This is a genomic window from Pseudomonas entomophila (assembly GCF_029478665.1).
Classification (GTDB): domain Bacteria; phylum Pseudomonadota; class Gammaproteobacteria; order Pseudomonadales; family Pseudomonadaceae; genus Aquipseudomonas; species Aquipseudomonas entomophila_F.
Genome location: NZ_JARPQB010000025.1, coordinates 1 through 19,876, shown reverse-complemented (window position 1 = coordinate 19,876; position 19,876 = coordinate 1). Strand labels below are relative to the sequence as shown.

19 protein-coding genes are annotated in these 19,876 nt (G+C 63.4%); 13 read left to right on the top strand and 6 right to left on the bottom strand.

Annotated elements, in window-relative coordinates; translation table 11 throughout:
* Positions 1-16 precede the first annotated feature (16 nt).
* Both P5705_RS14325 and P5705_RS14320 read left to right on the top strand, forming a co-directional pair.
* A complete protein-coding gene (locus tag P5705_RS14325) occupies positions 17-802 on the top strand; it encodes an outer membrane protein OmpK (protein ID WP_277461481.1) in 786 nt (261 codons plus the stop codon).
* 351 nt (positions 803-1,153) lie between these two features.
* Positions 1,154-1,936, top strand: a complete 783-nt coding sequence (locus P5705_RS14320) for an outer membrane protein OmpK (RefSeq protein ID WP_011532939.1) — start codon at positions 1,154-1,156, stop codon at positions 1,934-1,936.
* Positions 1,937-2,004: 68 nt separating this feature from the next.
* Here the strand turns inward: P5705_RS14320 and P5705_RS14315 are convergent, their stop codons facing one another.
* The gene (locus tag P5705_RS14315) at positions 2,005-2,373 is read right to left on the bottom strand and encodes a hypothetical protein (protein ID WP_277461475.1); all 369 of its coding nucleotides are present in this window, start codon (positions 2,371-2,373) and stop codon (positions 2,005-2,007) included.
* 90 nt (positions 2,374-2,463) lie between these two features.
* On the opposite strand from P5705_RS14315, the gene P5705_RS14310 reads away from it, so the two are divergent.
* Entirely contained in the window at positions 2,464-4,407 is a 1,944-nt protein-coding gene (locus tag P5705_RS14310) for an LTA synthase family protein (RefSeq protein ID WP_277461473.1), read from the top strand.
* Positions 4,408-4,504: 97 nt separating this feature from the next.
* Here the strand turns inward: P5705_RS14310 and P5705_RS14305 are convergent, their stop codons facing one another.
* Complete coding sequence (locus tag P5705_RS14305) at positions 4,505-5,419, bottom strand: DUF808 domain-containing protein (protein ID WP_277461472.1); 915 nt, start codon at positions 5,417-5,419, stop codon at positions 4,505-4,507.
* Between the two features lie 133 nt (positions 5,420-5,552).
* Here P5705_RS14305 and P5705_RS14300 point away from each other — a divergent pair, with 133 nt between their 5' ends.
* Positions 5,553-6,164: a TetR/AcrR family transcriptional regulator gene (locus P5705_RS14300; RefSeq protein WP_011532935.1), complete on the top strand. Its 612-nt coding sequence runs from the start codon at positions 5,553-5,555 to the stop codon at positions 6,162-6,164.
* Between the two features lie 128 nt (positions 6,165-6,292).
* Here the strand turns inward: P5705_RS14300 and P5705_RS14295 are convergent, their stop codons facing one another.
* Complete coding sequence (locus tag P5705_RS14295; protein ID WP_240065152.1) at positions 6,293-6,733, bottom strand: GlcG/HbpS family heme-binding protein; 441 nt, start codon at positions 6,731-6,733, stop codon at positions 6,293-6,295.
* Positions 6,734-6,990: 257 nt separating this feature from the next.
* On the opposite strand from P5705_RS14295, the gene gcl reads away from it, so the two are divergent.
* From gcl to P5705_RS14255, 8 genes are all read left to right on the top strand, one after another.
* On the top strand, positions 6,991-8,766 hold the full coding sequence (gene gcl / locus P5705_RS14290) for a glyoxylate carboligase (RefSeq protein WP_277461471.1): 1,776 nt from the start codon (positions 6,991-6,993) through the stop codon (positions 8,764-8,766).
* Between the two features lie 54 nt (positions 8,767-8,820).
* A complete protein-coding gene (gene hyi, locus P5705_RS14285) occupies positions 8,821-9,603 on the top strand; it encodes a hydroxypyruvate isomerase (protein ID WP_277461468.1) in 783 nt (260 codons plus the stop codon).
* 179 nt (positions 9,604-9,782) lie between these two features.
* Positions 9,783-10,676: a 2-hydroxy-3-oxopropionate reductase gene (locus P5705_RS14280; RefSeq protein WP_011532931.1), complete on the top strand. Its 894-nt coding sequence runs from the start codon at positions 9,783-9,785 to the stop codon at positions 10,674-10,676.
* Positions 10,677-10,903: 227 nt separating this feature from the next.
* Positions 10,904-12,178: a glycerate kinase type-2 family protein gene (locus tag P5705_RS14275; protein ID WP_277461467.1), complete on the top strand. Its 1,275-nt coding sequence runs from the start codon at positions 10,904-10,906 to the stop codon at positions 12,176-12,178.
* Positions 12,175-13,590 (top strand): pyruvate kinase, encoded by a 1,416-nt coding sequence (pyk, locus tag P5705_RS14270; protein WP_277461466.1) that lies wholly within the window; start codon positions 12,175-12,177, stop codon positions 13,588-13,590. Before P5705_RS14275 ends, pyk begins: the two co-directional genes overlap by 4 nt.
* Positions 13,591-13,773: 183 nt before the next feature.
* Positions 13,774-14,649, top strand: a complete 876-nt coding sequence (locus tag P5705_RS14265) for an urea transporter (protein ID WP_277461465.1) — start codon at positions 13,774-13,776, stop codon at positions 14,647-14,649.
* A 45-nt stretch (positions 14,650-14,694) separates the two neighbouring features.
* On the top strand, positions 14,695-15,516 hold the full coding sequence (locus P5705_RS14260; protein WP_277461464.1) for an ion transporter: 822 nt from the start codon (positions 14,695-14,697) through the stop codon (positions 15,514-15,516).
* Between the two features lie 201 nt (positions 15,517-15,717).
* Positions 15,718-16,716 carry a sulfate ABC transporter substrate-binding protein gene (locus P5705_RS14255; protein WP_277461463.1) on the top strand — a complete coding sequence of 333 codons (999 nt, stop codon included), beginning with the start codon at positions 15,718-15,720 and terminating at the stop codon, positions 16,714-16,716.
* 75 nt (positions 16,717-16,791) lie between these two features.
* On the opposite strand, the gene P5705_RS14250 is transcribed toward P5705_RS14255, so the two are convergent.
* Entirely contained in the window at positions 16,792-17,721 is a 930-nt protein-coding gene (locus tag P5705_RS14250) for a class I SAM-dependent methyltransferase (RefSeq protein WP_277461462.1), read from the bottom strand.
* A gap of 56 nt (positions 17,722-17,777) precedes the next feature.
* Complete coding sequence (locus tag P5705_RS14245) at positions 17,778-18,677, bottom strand: DMT family transporter (RefSeq protein ID WP_277461461.1); 900 nt, start codon at positions 18,675-18,677, stop codon at positions 17,778-17,780.
* Positions 18,678-18,810: 133 nt separating this feature from the next.
* Here P5705_RS14245 and P5705_RS14240 point away from each other — a divergent pair, with 133 nt between their 5' ends.
* Positions 18,811-19,248: an Lrp/AsnC family transcriptional regulator gene (locus P5705_RS14240; RefSeq protein WP_277461460.1), complete on the top strand. Its 438-nt coding sequence runs from the start codon at positions 18,811-18,813 to the stop codon at positions 19,246-19,248.
* 297 nt (positions 19,249-19,545) lie between these two features.
* On the opposite strand, the gene P5705_RS14235 is transcribed toward P5705_RS14240, so the two are convergent.
* On the bottom strand, positions 19,546-19,876 hold a 331-nt coding region (locus tag P5705_RS14235), incomplete at its 5' end, for a hypothetical protein (RefSeq protein WP_277461459.1).

Below are 19,876 nucleotides of genomic sequence, written 5' to 3'. Positions count from 1 at the left end.
GTCCGGGAACCACAACATGAAGCGCATCACCACGTCCGTTCTGCTGGGCAGCAGCCTGCTGGCCACCCTCCCCGCCCACGCCGGCGAATGGCTGCAATGGCACGGCGAAAGCCTGACCTACCTGTACGGCAAGGATTTCAAGATCAACCCTGACATCCAGCAGACCGTCACCTTCGAGCATGCCAACAAGTGGAAGTACGGCGACACCTTCCTGTTCGTCGACAAGATCTTCTACAACGGCAAGGCCGACCCCGGCAAAGGCGTCACCACCTACTACGGCGAGTTCAGCCCGCGCCTGTCGTTCGGCAAGATCTTCGAACGCAAACTGGCCTTCGGCCCGATCAAGGACGTGCTGCTGGCCATGACCTACGAGCGTGGCGAAGGCGACAACGAGGCCTACCTGATCGGCCCCGGCTTCGACCTGGACATCCCCGGCTTCAACTACTTCACCCTGAACTTCTATGTACGCAACACCGAGGGCAGCCGCCCGGGCGACAACGTCTGGCAGATCACCCCCGGCTGGTCGTACACCCTTCCCGTGGGCCGGTCGGACATCCTGATCGACGGCTACATGGATTGGGTGACCGACAACGACCAGACCCGCCGCGGCACCTACCACGCCAACCTGCACTTCAACCCACAGGTCAAGTACGACCTGGGCAAGGCCCTGAACCTGGGCGCCAAGCAACTCTATGTGGGCTTCGAGTACAGCTACTGGAAGGACAAGTACGGCATCGACAGCCGCGGCAACCTGGACAGCAATCAGAGCGTCGCCAGTGCACTGATCAAGGTGCACTTCTGATAACCTGACCAAATGCCCAACTTTGCAGCACAGTGCTCCAGGACGGAGCACTTGAGGTGCGGCGCGCAAGCCAGTAATCTGCGCGCCCCCTCGATCAGGGCAGGACGGATCCTGCCTGCGTTTACTGACCGCTCAGTCAATGAATTCGGGCGGTTGGCCAACGTGTTGCCAGCCTGAGACACCCTTTTCATCCGTTCAGAAAGACGTCGAGCAGGATGGTTGTGCCCAACGCGGAAAAGTTGGCGCAGCTCTTGCCAAACAGCTGTGGCCAATCGAAAAAAGCTGACCCAAAAGACAAGAACAGCGCCCGAGCGCTGACAACAGATCCAAATCAAGGGAGCGACACACGCAATGCGTACCATCAATAGCCTGATCCTCGCCGGTGGCCTGCTGGCCTGCGGCGCCAGCCAAGCCGGTGACCTGCTGCAATGGCAGAACAACAGCCTGACCTACCTGTGGGGCAAGAACTTCAAGGTCAACCCCGAGACCCAGCAGACCTTCACCTTCGAGCACGCCGACGCGTGGAAGTATGGCGACAACTTCATCTTCGTCGACAAGATCTTCTACCAAGGCAAGAAGGACGCCAACAACGGCCCCAACACCTACTACGGCGAGATCAGCCCGCGCCTGTCGTTCGGCAAGATCTTCGACCAGAAGCTCGAGTTCGGCCCGGTGAAGGACGTTTTGCTGGCGATGACCTACGAGTTCGGCGAGGGTGACACCGAGTCCTACCTGATCGGCCCTGGCTTCGACCTGGCCATCCCGGGCTTCGACTACTTCCAGCTGAACTTCTACCAGCGCACCACCGACGGCAGCCGCCCGGGCGACAATGTCTGGCAGATCACCCCGGTCTGGTCCTACACCATCCCCGTGGGTTCGTCCGACGTGCTGATCGACGGCTTCATGGACTGGGTGGTGGACAACGACGAGAACCGTCGCGGCACCTACCAGGCCAACCTGCACTTCAACCCGCAGATCAAGTACGACCTGGGCAAGGCCCTGCACCTGGGTGAGAAGCAGCTGTACGTGGGTATCGAGTACGACTACTGGAAGAACAAGTACGGCATCAAGGACAGCGACGGTTTCACCACCGACCAGAACACCGCGAGCTTGCTGGTCAAAGTTCACTTCTGATCGTGAAACGAAACAGCGCCTTTCGGAAAGGCGCTGTTTCTTTCAAAATTGTAAGATTCAACCTACAACTAAATAGGAAACTTCCTACTTAGCGTAGAACTTGTCTTCCAGATCAACAGCAATGCACCAGGCAACAACCCGCCCAACACCATCAACAGCCTCTCCACCTGATGGTGTTCCAGCACTCGCCAGATATCGAGCACCAGCATCACCGCCTTGATCGCCACGGCTACCCCAAACATCGCGCAGCACTTGAGCAGCCCCGTGGCAGTCGTGTCGCGAAGCAGAAAACGCATGCCCAGCAGCCCCCAGGCCAGCGCCGTGAGCAGATACAACGCAAGATGATAAACGTCGTAGGTCAGAACTTGACCGAACATGATGACCTCCTCGATACGGATCGCACTTAAAAAGTCCGCACCATTAAAGTCGATATCCATACTCGACTTGCATATTTTTGACATTTTTTTTGCAACTGGCCGGTTAGTCTGCTTGTCTTCCTGCACCCCATATGGACATAGGCCAACTTCATGCGTACCCCGCTCGCCGCCCCCTGGCGTTTCCTGCTGTTACTCTGCTCGACCTGGTTCGGCATCTTCCTGTTGACCCGTGTGGTCCTGCTGGCGGCCCATGCCGACGAGTTCAGCGGCAGCTACCTGTCGGTGTTCTTCAGCGGCGCGCTGTATGACCTGAGCTTCCTGATCTATGCCGCGCTCCCGCTGGGGTTGTACCTGGCTCTGTGCCCGACACCCCTGTGGCGCACCCGTACCCACCGCTGGCTGCTACAAGGCGCGCTGGCGGCAAGCCTGTTCCTCATGCTGTTCGTCGCGGTGGCCGAGTGGCTGTTCTGGGACGAGTTCGGCGTGCGCTTCAACTTCATCGCCGTGGACTACCTGGTGTACTCCAAGGAAGTCCTGGACAACATTCGCGAGTCCTATCCCCTGCCCACGCTGCTGGGCAGCCTGGCGGTAGTGGCGCTGCTGCTCACCCTGCTGCTGCGCAGGCCGCTGAGCCGTGCCCTCGCCGCCCCGGCGATCACCGGCCGCCAGCGCCTGGTGGGCCTCTGCGTGCTGGCGGGCTTGAGCATGATGGCGGTGCTGGTGATCGACCAGCAGTTCCCCCGCGGCCAGGGCGGTAACGCCTACCAGCGCGAACTGGCCAGCAACGGCCCGTACCAGTTCTTCGCCGCCTTCCGCAACAACGAACTGGACTACACCCAGTTCTACGCCAGCCTTGGCGCGGACGCGGTGGGTACGCAGATGCACCAGGAACTGGCCGCCGCCAATGCCCGCTTCGAGGCCCGCGAGGCCCAGGACATCCGCCGCCACATCAGCGCCAGCGGTGAATTGCGCAAACCAAACATCATCCTGGTGACCATCGAGAGCTTCAGCGCCAAGTACATGGGCAGCAACGGCCACCCGGAAAACCTCACGCCCAACCTCGATGCACTGCGCACCCAGAGCCTGTACTTCAACAACTTCTATGCCACCGGCACCCGCACCGACCGCGGCCTGGAAGCCATCACCCTGTCGATCCCGCCCACCCCCGGCCGCTCGATCGTCAAGCGCATCGGCCGCGAAAGCGGCTATGCCAGCCTGGGCCAACAGTTGACGGCGGTCGGCTATGACGCGGTGTACGTCTATGGCGGGCGCGGCTACTTCGACAACATGAACGCTTTCTTCAGCGGCAACGGCTACCGCATCGTCGACCAGAGCAGCGTCGACGAGAGCGAAATCAGCTTCAAGAATGCCTGGGGCATGGCTGACGAGGATTTGTATCGCCAGGCGATCAAGCTGGCCGATACCGACCACGCCGCGCAGAAGCCGTTCTTCCTGCAACTGATGACCACCTCCAACCACCGCCCGTATACCTACCCCGACGGTCGTATCGACATCCCTTCGGGCGATGGGCGCGAGGGCGCGGTGAAATACACCGACTACGCCATCGCCCAATTCCTGCGCCAGGCTAAAGAAAAGCCTTGGTTCGACAACACCCTGTTCGTGTTTGTCGCCGACCACACCGCAGGCAGTGCCGGCAAGGAAGACCTGCCGGTCAACAACTACCAGATTCCGCTGTGGATCTACGCACCGAAAATGATCGCGCCGCAGGAAAACCCCAAGCTGGCCAGCCAGATCGACCTGGCACCCACTCTGCTCGGCCTGCTCAACCTGAGCTACACCTCGACGTTCTTCGGTCGCGACCTGCTGCGTGACGACGTGTTGCCACCACGGGTGTTGATCGGCAACTACCAGCACCTGGGGCTGTTCGACGGCAAGGACCTGGCGATCCTCAGCCCACGTGGCGGCTTGCGCGTGCATGAAGATGCGCTGGGCAACAGCCGCGAGACCAACGTGAATGAGGACAACCCGCTGATTCGCCGGGCGATCGCTTATTACCAGAGCGCCGCTTACGGGTTCAGTCAGGGTTTGCTGGCGTGGAAGCCAGAAGAGAAAGGTGTTGCTGTCAGCCCTTGAGGGCTTGATTCAAGGGCGGTTCGCCGGCAAGCCGGCTCCTACAGGAGTTGCACAATCCTCGTAGGAGCCGGCTTGCCGGCGAACCGCTCTACCCGCCTCAGCGAGCAGGTCGCACGACCCGCCACAGCTTGCCCAGCACAGCGACCACTGCCAGCACCACGCCTCCGGCCACCACGCCGGCCACACCATTAAGCAGGGCCCCGGTCAGCGCGCCACCACGCCCATCGGCAAACGCCTCGATGGCATGGTGCAACGGCGCGATGCCATGCACCAGGATGCCGCCACCGACCAGGAACATGGCGGCGGTACCGACCACCGACAGGCCCTTCATCATGTAGGGCGCGGCGCGCAGGATGCCGCCACCGATGGCGCGGACCAGGCCCGAGGATTTCCGGGTCATCCACAACCCAAGGTCGTCGAGCTTGACGATACCGCCCACCAGGCCATAGACACCGATGGTCATGACGACGGCGATGCCCGACAGCACGACGATCTGCTGGCTCAATGGCGCGTCGGCCACGATGCCCAGGGTAATGGCGATGATCTCGGCGGAAAGAATGAAGTCAGTGCGCACCGCGCCCTTGATCTTGCTCTTCTCATACGCCACCAGGTCGACATTGGCGTCGGCCAGGGCCTCCTTGCGCGCCTCGTGCTGCGCCTCGTCCTCTTCCTTGCTGTGCAGGAACTTGTGCGCCAGCTTCTCGAAACCTTCGAAGCACAGGTAGGCGCCACCGACCATCAGCAGGGGAATGACCGCCCAGGGGATAAAGGCACTGATCAGCAGCGCCGCCGGCACCAGGATCGCCTTGTTCACCAGCGAGCCCTTGGCCACCGCCCAGACCACCGGAATTTCCCGGTCGGCGCGCACGCCGGTGACCTGCTGGGCATTGAGCGCCAGGTCGTCGCCCAGCACCCCCGCGGTCTTCTTTGCCGCGACCTTGGTCATTACCGAGACATCGTCCAGTACCGTGGCGATATCGTCGATCAGTACCAGTAGACTGCTTCCTGCCATGTTTGCCTGTATCCAGTGGGGTGAAAGGCCGGGATTCTAGCGCAAAGTCGCTGCCTTGAGCGCCTGTCCGGGGCGGTGCTACCATGCGCGATCCCTCTTGGAGGGCGGCCAGACACGAGGAAGATCCCCGACAATGAGCACCATTCGCGAGCGCAACAAGGAACTGATCCTGCGCGCGGCCAGTGAAGAATTCGCCGACAAGGGCTTCGCCGCCACCAAGACCAGCGATATCGCGGCCAAGGCCGGCCTGCCCAAGCCGAACGTGTACTACTACTTCAAGTCGAAGGAAAACCTCTACCGCGAGGTGCTCGAGAGCATCATCGCGCCGATCATGCAGGCCTCGACGCCGTTCAACGCCGACGGTGATCCGAAAGAAGTGCTGAGTTCGTATATTCGCTCGAAGATCCGCATCTCCCGCGACCTGCCCCACGCCTCGAAAGTGTTCGCCAGCGAGATCATGCACGGCGCGCCGCACCTCTCGCCCAGCCAGGTCGAGCAGCTCAACGAGCAGGCCCGGCACAACATCGAGTGCATCCAGCGCTGGATCGAGCGTGGGCAGATCGCCAATGTCGACCCGCACCACCTGATGTTCAGTATCTGGGCGGCGACGCAAACATACGCCGATTTCGACTGGCAGATCGCCGTGGTCACCGGCAAGGCGAAGCTGGCCGACAGTGATTACGACGCAGCGGCGGAAACCATCATCCGCCTGGTGTTGAAAGGCTGCGAGCCCGAGGCCGCCTGATTGATCCGGCGGGGCTGCTTTGCAGCCCTTTCGCGGCACAAGGCCGCTCCTACAGAAAACCGCGACCCTCTTGTAGGAGCGGCCTTGTGCCGCGAATGGGCCGCAAAGCGGCCCCGACACCTTGAACCTTAAGCCGCCACCCCGGCATCCGCCGTCAGCCCCACTTCCTCGATCGCATTGATCGCGCACTGCTCGTCGATATCCGACGTATCCCCGCTGATCCCCACCGCCCCCAGCACCTTGCCGTCCTGATCACGAATCAGCACCCCGCCCGGCACCGGCACCACCGGCCGCTCGCCCAATCCGTTCAGCGCGGCGTAGAACGCCGGCCGCTGCTGCGAGTCCAGCGCCAGCAGGCGTGAACCCTTGCCCAGGGCCACCGCGCCCCAGGCCTTGCCGATGGCGACTTCCGGCCTCAGCAGGCTGGCGCCGTCCTCCCGTTGCAACGCCAGCAGGTGCCCGCCAGCGTCCAGCACCGCCACCGTCAACGGCGCGGCGTTGATCTTGCGGCCTGCGGCCAGCGCGGCATTCACCACGCCAACGGCGACTTTCAGGGTCAATGCGTTCATGGAAAGGTCCTCTTCTTGTTGTGAGAGCCCTGAGGGGCAGTTGAAAACCGATAGACAGCATAGAACACAACAAAGGCACGCTTTGTATACAATTTTTTGGCGCAATGATGATGACTGCGACGAAATGCCGCCTTTATCGGGCATGACCGGTGAGTCAAACCCGCCGACGAAAATGGATTGACCTTTTGCGCCGAGCATGAATACACTCTGCCGCAACGCAAGTTGTATACAATTACAAAATCGATGAGGCACAACCCATGAGCAAAATGAGAGCAATCGATGCAGCCGTTCTGGTCATGCGCCGTGAAGGTGTAGATACCGCGTTCGGCATTCCAGGGGCTGCCATCAACCCGCTGTACTCGGCCCTGAAGAAAGTCGGTGGCATCGATCACGTCCTCGCTCGCCACGTCGAAGGCGCCTCGCACATGGCCGAGGGCTACACCCGCGCCAACCCGGGCAATATCGGTGTGTGCATCGGCACCTCCGGCCCTGCCGGCACCGACATGGTCACCGGCCTGTACAGCGCCTCCGCCGATTCCATCCCGATCCTCTGCATCACCGGCCAGGCGCCGCGTGCGCGCCTGCACAAGGAAGACTTCCAGGCCGTCGACATCACCAGCATCGTCAAGCCGGTCACCAAGTGGGCCACCACCGTCCTGGAACCAGGCCAGGTGCCCTACGCCTTCCAGAAGGCCTTCTACGAAATGCGCACCGGCCGCCCAGGCCCGGTGCTGATCGACCTGCCGTTCGACGTGCAGATGGCCGAGATCGAATTCGACATCGACGCCTACGAACCGCTGCCGGTGCACAAGCCGTCCGCCACCCGCGTGCAGGCCGAAAAAGCCCTGGCCCTGCTCAATGACGCCGAGCGCCCATTGCTGGTGGCCGGTGGCGGCATCATCAACGCCGACGCCAGCGACAAGCTGGTCGAATTCGCCGAACTGACCGGCGTGCCGGTGATCCCGACCCTGATGGGCTGGGGCACCATCCCGGACGATCACGAACTGATGGTCGGCATGGTCGGCCTGCAAACCTCGCACCGCTACGGCAACGCCACCCTGCTCAAGTCGGACCTGGTGTTCGGTATCGGCAACCGCTGGGCCAACCGTCACACCGGCTCCGTCGACGTCTACACCGAAGGCCGCAAGTTCGTGCACGTGGACATCGAACCGACCCAGATCGGCCGCGTGTTCACCCCCGACCTGGGTATCGTTTCCGATGCCGGCAAGGCGCTGGACGTATTCCTCGAAGTGGCCCGCGAGTGGAAAGCCGCCGGCAAGCTCAAGTGCCGCAAGGCCTGGCTGGAAGACTGCCAGCAGCGCAAGGCCACCCTGCAGCGCAAGACCCACTTCGACAACGTGCCGGTCAAGCCGCAGCGCGTGTACGAAGAGATGAACCAGGTGTTCGGCAAGGACACCTGCTACGTCAGCACCATCGGCCTGTCGCAGATCGCCGGCGCGCAGTTCCTGCACGTGTACAAGCCACGCCACTGGATCAACTGCGGCCAGGCCGGCCCGCTGGGCTGGACCATCCCGGCCGCGCTGGGCGTGGTCAAGGCCGATCCGAAGCGCAAGGTGGTCGCGCTGTCGGGTGACTACGACTTCCAGTTCATGATCGAAGAGCTGGCGGTGGGCGCGCAGTTCAACCTGCCGTATGTCCACGTGCTGGTGAACAACGCCTACCTCGGCCTGATCCGCCAGGCCCAGCGTGGCTTCGACATGGATTACTGTGTACAACTGGCCTTCGAGAACATCAACGCTACCGACGCCGCCACCTACGGTGTCGACCACGTCGCCGTGGTCGAGGGCCTGGGCTGCAAGGCCCTCCGCGTGTTCGAACCGGCCGACATCGCCCCTGCCCTGCTCAAGGCGCAGAAGATGGCCGAGGAGTTCCGCGTACCGGTGGTGGTCGAAGTGATTCTCGAGCGCGTGACCAACATTTCCATGGGCACCGAGATCAACGCGGTCAACGAGTTCGAAGACCTCGCCCTGGTGGGTAACGACGCGCCAACCGCCATCTCGCTGCTGGACTGATCGCCTGACGCCCCCGCGCCTTGCGCGGGGGTCTTCAACGCAAGGAGACGACCTATGCCTCGCTTCGCCGCCAACCTGTCCATGCTGTTCACCGAACAGGACTTCCTGGCCCGCTTCAAGGCCGCCGCCGACGCTGGCTTCAGCGGTGTCGAATACCTCTTCCCGTACGATTTCAGCGCCACCGAAATCAAGCAGCAGCTCGATGCCCACGGCCTGACGCAAGTGCTGTTCAACCTGCCTGCGGGCGACTGGTCGAAAGGTGAGCGCGGCATCACCTGCCACCCGGATCGCGTCGAAGAGTTCCGCGCCGGCGTCGACAAGGCCATCGAGTACGCCAAGGTGCTGGGCAACACCCAGGTCAACGCCCTGGCCGGCATCCGTCCCGAAGGCCTGGACTGCGCCACCGTGCGCAAGACCTTCGTCGACAACCTGCGCTACGCCGCCGACAAGCTCAAGGCCGCCGGGATCCGCCTGGTCATGGAAATGATCAACACCCGCGACATCCCCGGCTTCTACCTGAACACCACGAAACAGGCCCTGGAAATCCAGGCCGAGGTGGGCAGCGACAACCTGTTCCTGCAGTACGACATCTACCACATGCAGATCATGGAAGGTGACCTGGCCCGCACCCTGGAATCCAACCTGAAGCTGATCAACCACGTGCAGCTGGCCGACAACCCGGGCCGCCACGAGCCGGGCACCGGCGAGATCAACTACCGCTTCCTGTTCGAGCACCTGGACCGCATCGGCTACCAGGGCTGGGTGGGCGCGGAATACAAGCCCAAGACCACCACTGAAGCCGGCCTGGGCTGGTTGAAGACGCACAACGCAATTTGAGGCACACGCAGGACCCTTGTAGGAGCGGCCTTGCGCCGCGAAAGGGCTGCGCAGCAGCCCCGACAATCTTCCGACGTGATTGAGATCGTGGGGCCTCTGCGCGCCCCTTTCGCGACACAAGGCCGCTCCTACAGGGGCCAGGTCGCCTGTTCATACAAATACAAAGAGGCAGAACTCTCATGGCTAAAATCGGTTTCCTCGGCACCGGCATCATGGGCAAGCCCATGGCCCAGAACCTGCAAAAAGCAGGTCACAGCATCTTCGTTTCCACCCACCACGACGCCGCCCCGGCCGACCTGATCGCCGCTGGCGCCGTCGCCCTGGCCAACCCGAAGGAAGTGGCCCAGGAAGCTGAATTCATCATCGTCATGGTGCCGGACACCCCGCAGGTCGAAAGCGTCCTGTTCGGTGAGAACGGTGTCGTCGAGGGCGTCGGCCCGAACAAGGTAGTGATCGACATGAGCTCGATCTCCCCGACTGCCACCAAGGCCTTCGCCGAGAAGATCAAGGCCACCGGCGCCGCCTACCTGGACGCACCGGTGTCCGGTGGCGAAGTCGGTGCCAAGGCCGCGACCCTGAGCATCATGGTCGGTGGCTGCCCGAAAGCCTTCGAGCGTGCCCTGCCGCTGTTCGAAGCCATGGGCAAGAACATCACCCGCGTCGGTGGCAACGGCGATGGCCAGACCGCCAAGGTCGCCAACCAGATCATCGTCGCCCTGAACATCCAGGCCGTCGGCGAAGCCCTGCTGTTCGCCGCCAAGAACGGCGCCGACCCGGCCAAGGTGCGTGAAGCGCTGATGGGCGGCTTCGCCTCGTCGAAGATCCTCGAAGTGCACGCCGAGCGTATGATCAAGGGCACCTTCGACCCGGGCTTCCGCATCAACCTGCACCAGAAGGACCTGAACCTGGCCCTGCAGGGTGCCAAGGAGCTGGGCATCAACCTGCCCAACACCTCCAACGCCCAGCAAGTGTTCAGCACCTGCGTGGCGCTGGGTGGCGGCAACTGGGACCACTCGGCGCTGATCAAGGGCCTGGAGCACATGGCCAACTTCTCGATCCGCGACGACAAGTAAACCTGTACCGGCCCTTCGCGGATGAATCCGCTCCTACAGGTTGATCCGATCAAAATGAACGGCCTGTAGGAGCGGATTCATCCGCGATGCGGCCAACACCGATGAACCTGCAACCACAGGTCCATGAGGTGGCACCGAGCAACACCCGCCCCTGGTTCGGCCTGCACGGAGGCAGTTCCAGGGGCGTTTTCGATTCTGCAAAACAACAAGAATTTTGGGAGCCTGCCATGTCGGTCGATCCACAAGAACTCCTGCGCGAACTGTTCGACACAGCCATCGCCGCCGCCCACCCCCGCCAGGTCCTGGAACCCTGCCTGCCCGCCGACCGCAGCGGCCGGGTCATCGTCATCGGCGCCGGCAAGGCCGCCGCCGCCATGGCCGAAGTGGTCGAGAAATGCTGGCAAGGCGAAGTCTCCGGCCTGGTGGTCACCCGCTACGGCCATGGCGCCAGCTGCCAGAAGATCGAGGTGGTCGAAGCCGCCCACCCGGTCCCCGATGCCGCAGGCCTCGCCGTGGCCAAGCGCGTGCTGGCACTGGTCAGCAACCTGAGCGAAGACGACCGCGTCATCTTCCTGCTCTCCGGCGGTGGCTCCGCGCTGCTGGCGCTGCCCGCCGAAGGCCTGACCCTGGCCGACAAGCAGCAGATCAACAAGGCCCTGCTCAAGTCTGGCGCCACCATTGGCGAGATGAACTGCGTGCGCAAGCACCTCTCGGCGATCAAGGGCGGCCGCCTGGCCAAGGCCTGCTGGCCGGCCACGGTCTACACCTATGCGATTTCCGATGTGCCCGGCGACCTCGCCACCGTCATCGCCTCCGGCCCCACCGTGGCCGACCCGAGCACTTCGGCCGAGGCCCTGGCGATCCTCAAGCGCTACAACATCGAAGCGCCGAAAGCGGTCATCGACTGGCTGAACAACCCGGTCTCCGAAACCGTCAAGGCCGACGACCCTGCCCTCGCCCGCAGCCACTTCCAGCTCATCGCCAAGCCCCAGCAGTCGCTGGAGGCCGCCGCGGTGAAAGCCCGCCAGGCCGGCTTCAGCCCGCTGATCCTCGGCGACCTGGAAGGCGAGTCCCGCGAGGTGGCGAAGGTGCACGCCGGCATCGCCCGGCAGATCGTCCTGCACGGCCAGCCGCTGAAGGCGCCCTGCGTGATCCTGTCCGGTGGCGAGACCACCGTCACTGTGCGCGGCAACGGCCGTGGCGGGCGCAACGCCGAGTTCCTGCTCAGCCTCACCGAAAGCCTCAAGGGCCTGCCGGGCGTGTATGCCCTGGCCGGCGATACCGACGGCATCGATGGCTCGGAAGACAACGCCGGCGCCTTCATGACCCCGGCCAGCTACGCCCGCGCCGAGGCCCTGGGCCTGTCGGCCAGCGACGAGCTGGACAACAACAACGGCTACGGCTACTTCGAGGCGCTCGAGGCGCTGATCGTCACCGAGCCGACCCGCACCAACGTCAACGACTTCCGCGCCATCCTGATCCTCGAGACCCCGCAATCATGACGCCTGATAAAAAAGTCAAAATCCTCGCCACCCTCGGGCCTGCGATCAAAGGCATCGATGACATCCGCCAGCTGGTCGAAGCCGGGGTGAACATCTTCCGCCTCAACTTCAGCCACGGCGAACACGCCGACCACGCCCTGCGCTACCAGTGGATCCGCGAAGTCGAGCAGCAGCTCAACTACCCGCTGGGCATCCTCATGGACCTGCAGGGCCCGAAACTGCGGGTCGGCCGCTTCGCCGAAGGCAAGGTGCAGCTGCAACGCGGCCAGGCCCTGCGCCTGGACCTGGACAAGACCCCGGGCGACAGCCGCCGGGTCAACCTGCCGCACCCGGAAATCATCGCCGCGCTGGAACCCGGCATGGACCTGCTGCTGGACGACGGCAAGCTGCGCCTGCGGGTGACCGCCAAGCACAGCGACGCCATCGACACCGAAGTGCTGGCGGGGGGCGAACTGTCCGACCGCAAGGGGGTCAACGTGCCCCAGGCGGTGCTGGACCTCTCCCCGCTCACCGAGAAAGACCGCCGCGACCTGGCCTTCGGCCTGGAACTGGGCGTTGACTGGGTAGCCCTGTCGTTCGTGCAGCGCCCCGAAGATATCCTCGAGGCCCGCCAACTGATCGGTGACCGTGCCTACCTGATGGCCAAGATCGAGAAGCCCTCGGCGGTCGAGCAACTGCAAGCCATCGCCGAGCTGTCCGACGCGATCATGGTCGCCCGTGGCGACCTGGGCGTGGAAGTGCCGGCCGAAAGCGTGCCGCAGATCCAGAAGCGCATCATCGGCACCTGCCGCCAGCTGGGCAAACCCGTGGTGGTGGCCACCCAGATGCTCGAATCGATGCGTTTCTCCCCGGCCCCGACCCGCGCCGAGGTCACCGACGTGGCCAACGCCGTGGCCGAAGGCGCGGACGCGGTGATGCTGTCGGCCGAAACGGCTTCGGGCGACTACCCGCTGGAAGCGGTGCAGATGATGAGCAAGATCATCCGCCAGGTGGAGAACGGCCCGGACTACCAGGCCCAGCTCGACGTCGGCCGGCCCAAGGCCGAGGCGACCGTGTCCGACGCCATCAGCTGCGCGATCCGTCGTATCAGCGGCATCCTGCCGGTGGCGGTGCTGGTCAACTACAGCGAGTCGGGGGCCTCGACCCTGCGCGCCGCCCGCGAGCGGCCACGGGCGCCGATCCTCAACCTGACGCCAAACCTGAACACCGCACGTCGCCTGAGCGTGACCTGGGGTGTGCATTCGGTAGTCAACGACCGCCTGCGCCAGGTTGACGAGGTGGTCTCCACCGCATTGGAAATCGCCCAGGCACAAGGCATGGCCAGCCGCGGCGACACCCTGCTGATCACCGCCGGTGTGCCTTTCGGCAAGCCGGGCTCGACTAATACGCTGCGGATCGAGACGCTGGTCTGAGATCGCCGGGGGCGCTCTGCGCCCCTTTCGCGGCACAAGGCCGCTCCTACAGGAGACCGCGATCCCTTGTAGGAGCGGCCTTGTGCCGCGAAAGGAGGGCAAAGCCCTCCCGATGCACCGAACTTGCGGAAAACCGAGGCCCGAAGAGGCCCACCGCTTCCCCATCAACTTCATCGACTGCCCATGTACACCAAGAATTTCGTCAACCCGTGCCCCGACTGGGCCACGGCGCTGCTCAACGGCTTCAGCCAGGTGCTGCTGCTGCGCAACCCGTTGTGCGGCCTGTGCTGCCTGCTGGCCATCCTGCTGACCGCCCCCGACCTGGTCGGCGGCGCCCTGCTCGGCGCCCTCGCCGGCCTGCTCACCGCCCAGCGCCGTGGCTACGACCGTGCCGACCGCCAGGCCGGGCTGTACTGCTACAACGGCGTGCTGATCGGCCTGCTGATCAGCGCCGTGTTGCCCTGGTCGGCGATCCTGCCGCCACTGATCATCGCCGCCGGCGGCCTGTCGAGCATGCTCACCCACCAATGGCGCAAGCGCGGCGGCAAGCTGCTGGTCGCCTACACCGCGCCCTTCGTGCTGCTGGGTTGGGCCACCCTGCTGATGGCGACACCCTCGGCCAACGGCTATGTCGAGGCCGACCCGGTGTATGCCCTGTTGCGTGGCGTGGGCCAGATCTTCCTGCTGGACAAGCCCATGGCCGGCCTGCTGATCGTCATTGGCATGTACTTCGCCAACCCGTATGCCGCCACCTGGGCGGTGATCGGCTCGGCGATCGGCGGTGGCGTCGCGCTGCTGGCCGGTGAAGCACAGGGCGCCTGGCTGGGCCTGTACGGCTTCAATGCGGCCCTGGCCGCGCTGGCCTTCAGCCGCCAGGGCGAGAAACCTTGGGTGACCCTGCTGGCGATCGCCTGCGCGCTCCTGCTGCAAGCGCTGTTCAGCTTGCTGCCGATCGCCGGGCTGACCGCGCCGTTCGTGACCGCCTGTTGGTTGATGCACCTGGGCAACCACCTGCTGCACCTCAACCAGCGCCGCAACGCGCCTCGCTTGCACAGCTGAAACACAGCCCCTAGGCTCTGCCCATTCGCATAATGGAACGCGCCCATGGACAACCCTTCGAGCCTGCGCGAGCGGCTCTACGTCATCGTCTTCCAGACCGACACGGTCGCTGGAAGACGCTTCGACAAGATGCTTCTGCTGATCATCCTGGCCAGCCTGGTCACGGTGATCCTCGACAGCATCGACGACGTGCACCAGAACTACGCCGGGCTGCTGGCCGCCATCGAGTGGGGCTTCACGGCGATCTTCCTTGCCGAGTACATCACCCGCCTGTACTGCTCGCCCAAGCCGCTGCGCTACGCCTTCAGCTTCTATGGGCTGGTCGACCTGCTGGCGATCGTGCCGGGCATCATCGCCTTGTACTACAGCGACGCCCAGTACCTGCTGATGATCCGAGTGATCCGCATGCTGCGGATCTTCCGCGTGCTCAAGCTCAGCCCCTACCTGAAGCAGGCGCATTACCTGCTGGCGGCGCTGCAGGGCAGCAAGCAGAAGATCATCGTGTTCCTGGTCAGTGTGTCGACCCTGGTCACCGTGTTCGGCACGCTGATGTATGTGATCGAAGGGCCGGAGCATGGCTTCACCAGTATCCCCAAGGGCATCTACTGGGCGATCGTCACCCTGACCACCGTGGGCTTTGGCGATATCGTGCCGAAGACGCCGCTGGGGCAGGTGCTGTCGTCGCTGGTGATGATCACCGGTTATTCGATCATTGCGGTGCCGACCGGCATCTTTACCGCCGAACTGGCCAATGCCCTGCGCGGCGAACAGCTGCAGCACGACTGCCCGACATGCGCCAAGCATCACCATGAGCATGGCGCGGCGTTCTGTTCGCGGTGTGGCAATGCGTTGTTCCCCAAGCAGTGAAGGTGACGGTGCTGACGCCATCGCGGCTGAAGCCGCTCCTACAGGTTCTGCACAAATGTGTAGGAGCGGCTTCAGCCGCGACAGGGCCAGCGCTGACAACGACATAACCAAAGACCGTTTTGTTCTTTAACCCGCGCAAAGCCACCCGTTATAGTCGCTGGCAAATCGCCAACCCTTTGAACCAGAACAAGGAATGCCCCAGTGAAAAAACTTTTCAGCGCCTCGCTGCTCGCCGCGGGCCTGGCCCTGGGCAACCTCGCCCAGGCCGCCCCCACCCTGCTCAACGTCTCCTACGATGTGATGCGCGACTTCTACAAGGACTACAACCCGGCGTTCCAGAAGCACTGGGAAAAAGAGCACAACGAGAAGGTCAATCTGCAGATGTCCTTCGGCGGCTCGAGCAAGCAGGCGCGCGCAGTGATCGATGGCCTGCCGGCCGACGTGATCACCATGAACATGGCCACCGACATCAACGCCCTGGCCGACAACGGCAAGCTGGTGCCGGACAACTGGGTGACCCGCCTGCCGAACAACAGCGCGCCGTTCACCTCGGCCACCGTGTTCATCGTGCGCAAGGGCAACCCCAAGGCGCTGAAGGACTGGCCCGACCTGCTCAAGGACGGCGTGCAGGTGATCGTGCCCAACCCCAAGACCTCGGGTAACGGCCGCTACACCTACCTCTCGGCCTGGGGCTACGTGCTCAAGCAGGGCGGTGACGAAAGCAAGGCCCGCGACTTCGTCGGCAAGCTGTTCAAGCAGGCGCCGGTGCTGGACACTGGCGGCCGCGCCGCCACCACCACCTTCATGACCAACCAGATCGGCGACGTGCTGGTGACCTTCGAGAACGAAGCCGAGATGATCGCCCGCGAGTTCGGCCGCGACCAGTTCGAAGTGATCTACCCCAGCGTGTCGGCCGAAGCCGAGCCGCCGGTGAGCGTGGTCGACAAGGTGGTGGCGAAAAAAGGCACCCAGGCCGTGGCCGAGGAATACCTGAAGTACCTGTGGTCGCCGGAGGCCCAGGAAATCGCCGCCAACAACTACCTGCGCCCACGTGACGCCACCGTGCTGGCCAAGTACACCGACCGCTTCCCGAAAGTCGACTTCCTGTCGGTGGAGAAAACCTTCGGTGACTGGCGCACCGTGCAGAAGACCCACTTCAACGACGGTGGCGTGTTCGACCAGATCTACACCAACAAGTAAACGCCTTCGCCAGCAAGCTGGCCCCTACGGATTGCGCAACACCCTGTAGGAGCCAGCTCGCTGGCGAACTGCATTTCAGGCCTGTGAACGGAACACCAATGCCTTCAACCCACCCTCGGGGTCGGCATCCGGAAACTCCGGCGGATTCTCCAACCGCTCGACGAACGCCAACCCCGGCGCCTGCTCGGCCATGCCATCGATCAGGAACTGCGGCCCGATCCCCGGGTCGTTGACACAGGCCAGCACCGTCCCGCCCTCGCTCAACAACTCCGGCAACCGTCGCAGGATCTTGCCGTAGTCCTGGGTCAGCACGAAGCTGCCGCGCTGGAAGGTCGGCGGGTCGATGATGATCAGGTCGTACGGCCCGAATTTGCGCACCTTGCCCCACGACTTGAACAGCTCATGCCCCAGGTAGGCGACCCGCGAGGCGTCATGGCCGTTGAGCCTGTGGTTGTCGCGGCCACGGGACAACGCCGACTTGGCCATGTCCAGGTTGACCACCTGCTCGGCGCCGCCGGCAATCGCCGCCACGGAGAAACCACAGGTGTAGGCGAACAGGTTGAGCACCCGCTTGCCCGCCGCCTGCTCGCGCACCCAGCGACGGCCATAACGCATGTCGAGGAACAGGCCGTTGTTCTGCCGCACGCCGAGGTTGAGCAGGTATGTAAGCCCATCCTCGACCACCTCGCGCTGTTGGCAGGGCTCGCCCAGCAGCCATTGGCCGGGGCTGTCGGGCAGGTAACGGTGCTGCAGGAGAATGGCCTGGCCTGTCCACTGCGGGCGTTGCGCCAGCGCCTTGAGCATTTCCTCCAGCTCAGCCAGCTGGCCCTCGGGCGGCTCGCGGAACAGCGCCACCAGCAGCACGCCATCCAGCCAGTCGACGGTGATCTGTTCCAGCCCCGGCCAGCAACGGCCACGGCCATGGAACAGGCGACGGGTCTCCTGGGGAGCGGGATCGAGGGCGGCGAGCAGGTGCTGCTCAAGGGTGGCAATGGCTGGCGTCATGTTCGGCTTTGGTTGGGCAAAAGCGGCATTCTAACCGCTTGCGCCGCATCTGACCTTCACCGTTGCTGCGCCGCCCCCGTGAACGAGCGGAACCACCAGCCCTGCTGCATGCCCGCTGCCGCCAGCAGGATCAGCGCCACGCCCAGCCATTGCAGCGGCGCCAGGCGATGGCCGAAGGCAACCCAGTCGACCAGGATCGCCGCGATCGGGTAGATGAACGACAGCGCACCGGTCAGTGCCGTGGGCAACCGCTGGATGGCGCTATACAACAACACGTACATCAAACCGGTGTGCACGATCCCCAGCGTCACCAGGCTTCCCAGTCCCGGCAGTTCACCCGGCAGCCCGCCAAGCTTCACCCAGGGCGCCAGCAACAATACACCGGTGCTCACCTGGACCAAGGCGATCAAGTGCGGTGGCGTGCCGGTCAGGCGCTTGATGATCAGCGCCGCCACGGCATACAGGAACGCCGCGCCCAGGGCCAGGGCGATACCCAGCAGGTACTCGCCACCGCTACCCTGCCCGGCGCCATGGGCACTGACGATGGCCAGCATGCCGAGGAAGGCCACACTCAGCCAGGTCAGCTTGGGCAGGGTGATCTTCTCGCCGAGGAACAGCGCCGCCAGCCCCACCAGCAAGAATGGCTGGACGTTGTACACCGCCGTACCGATAGCGATGGAGGCCCGCGAGTAGGAGGCGAACAACAGCACCCAGTTGCCGACGATGGCCACCCCGCTGGCCACCGCCAGCAGAAAGGTTGCGCGGGTCAGCACACCGGGCTTGAGAAAACCCATGGCCGCGCAGATCAGCAGCAAGGTGCCGGCACCGAACACGCAACGCCAGAACACCACTTCCAGCACTGGTAGCCCGGACACCAGCACGAACCAGCCGATGGTCCCGGAGATCAGCATGGCGGCGACCATTTCCAGGGCGCCGCGGCGCAGCGAATTGTCCATCTCACACCTCCTGTCGACGATGGGCACAGTATGCGGAGGATCACCGGCTGCCATCCAGCGGATAGCGAAGGTGTCATCCAGACATCACCTTTACTATCAAGGCAAATAATGAAAATCACCTAACGAGGTAACCATGACCGACGCAATCGACCAACTGCTGATCAACGCCCTGATGCAGGACTCGCGCCGCTCGCTGAAGGCCTTGGCGCAGATCAGCGGGTTGTCCGCGCCCAGCGTCAGCGAGCGCTTGCGCCGCCTGGAAGAGCGCGGCGTGCTGCGCGGCTACACCGTGGAAGTCGACCCTCGCAGTTTCGGTTACCAGCTACAGGCCATCGTGCACATCCGTCCGCTACCCGGGCAGTTGCAGGAGGTGGAGCGGCAGATCGTGGCCATCCCCGAGTTCACCGAGTGCGACAAGGTCACCGGCGAGGATTGCTTCATTGCCCGCTTGCATGTGCGCTCGATGGAGCAGCTGGATACCCTCCTCGACCGCCTCAACGTGCTGGCCGAAACCAATACCGCGATCATCAAGAAGACCCCGGTGAAACGGCGCCTGCCGCCGATGGAATGAGGCGCCGCACGACCGGCGCGAACCTGTAGGAGCGGCTTTAGCCGCGATGCAGGCAACAGGGTGTCTGGCACCCGCTACGCGGGTGATCGCGGCTAAAGCCGCTCCTACAGAGTCCTCGTCAAATCGCCTTGTACACACAAATGTCACCTTAGGTGCCATTTTTGTGTGCACTTTTTCCAATCCATGCCCCATTAGGTTACACACTCTGCGCCCATAAATCTGACCACTCGATCAACTAAAAGACTTTCAAAAAATAAAAACTGTTCATTCGGTCAATTTATAATTTCTATATTTCAGCTAGTTATAAAACAATTCAAGAGATTCAAAGTAATGGCAAACTAAAAGTTGGATTCCATATGGCATGAAACTGGCTTTTGTGTGCTCGTGTTTTGTATACAAACAAGACAAAACATAAATACACAAGAATCCGCAGCGTCGCCCCGAACCGCGACCGCCGCGCCCAGAACCCAGTGATGCCAACGCCTGCACCGACGAGATGGCGAGCCCGTGCGCCAGCGCCCGCTCATCGCAGTCAAACGCATCAGGAGCCGCCGGAATGAGTAGCAGCCTCGACCTTGCCCCTGAACTTTCCGTTGCCAGCACCCACCCCACCTGCCCCCCCACTTGA